This window comes from Brachyspira catarrhinii (assembly GCF_005518285.1).
Classification (GTDB): domain Bacteria; phylum Spirochaetota; class Brachyspiria; order Brachyspirales; family Brachyspiraceae; genus Brachyspira; species Brachyspira catarrhinii.
In genome coordinates this window covers 1-1208 of the sequence record NZ_SJDU01000542.1, presented here as the reverse complement: position 1 = coordinate 1208, position 1208 = coordinate 1, and the positions used below count along the sequence as shown (strand labels likewise).

Here is a 1208-nt window from a genome sequence, read left to right as displayed (position 1 = left end):
TAACCAACGAAGATGGTAAAGTTTTCCCCGCTTGGTATCTAACCGAAGAGCAACAACAACAACCATACTCTCAAGGTCCTACCATCGTATTCGATTCGAGAGGCGGAACGACCGACCCTCAAATATATCATATACCAGCGATAATAGTCGCCGATAACGGAAATATTATAGCCTTAGGAGATAATAGACATAAAACAGGTAGAGATGTCGGTTCAAAAACAGGTCCCATAGATATAGTTTATAAAATTAGCAAAGACGGAGGCAAAACTTGGAGTGACGAAAAAACTATTCCTCCCGCTTCTATTAATGACGATATGACGGGAATTAACAATAAGGGCGATGTTTCCGTATTCAAATGTTTGAGCGGAAAATTGGTAGCTTTAGCGGTTTCTGGCGGCGGTTATATTAACGGAGCTAACGCCGCAACTCCTTCAAGGATGGTTATGTCAAAAAGTTTGGATAACGGCGAAAATTGGTCGCTATGGAAAGAGGTAGGGCAAGATACCGTATTCAAAAGAATGAAAGAAAAAAATATCGTTAGAGGATTTGCAACTTCTGGCAGAGGAACTACATTAAAGAGCGGTAGGTTGGCAACTTGTATGGTTGGACAAGAAAATGGAAAAGGCATAGTAGCTTACTTTCTATATTCCGATGACGAGGGCGAAACTTGGAATCTCCACCCAACTATAAACACCGCTAAACACAGCTCTTATAGTCTTTCAGAGCCAAAAATAGTGGGCGAATTGGATGACGGCAGTTTATTAATGACGGTTAGGAATGGAGATAGCAAAGCGGGTCAACAAGGACAACCTCGTATGTATGGATATTCTACTGACGGAGGATTAACTTGGGGAACTTTTGATAATCCGACTTCGGGAGTATTGGGACATTGGGCTAATATGCTATGCGGTAATGTGGACTCGGAAGGCATTATTTGGACAAGAGAGAGCGAGCATGATAAAACGAGAATCCTTCATTTGCTAACGGGTCCTAATTTTAGAAGAGGAATGTCATTCTATATTAGCGAGAATGGAGGAAGGCGTTTTACTAAAAAGCTTCAAGTATTGGACACTACCACCCACGCGGCAAATAAATACACGGCGGGCTATAATTCTATAGATGTTTGCGGAGACGGAACTATCGTCACTCTCGCCGAAGAATATAACGAAAGTAATACGAAAGTTGGAGACTCCGATTACGATTTGGTA

General features: G+C 41.7%; 1 protein-coding gene. It reads left to right on the top strand.

Annotation, left to right across the window (positions count from 1 at the left end; genetic code table 11):
- Positions 1–1208 (top strand): sialidase family protein (locus tag EZH24_RS12185; protein WP_137999331.1); only part of this gene is annotated, 1208 nt, incomplete at both ends.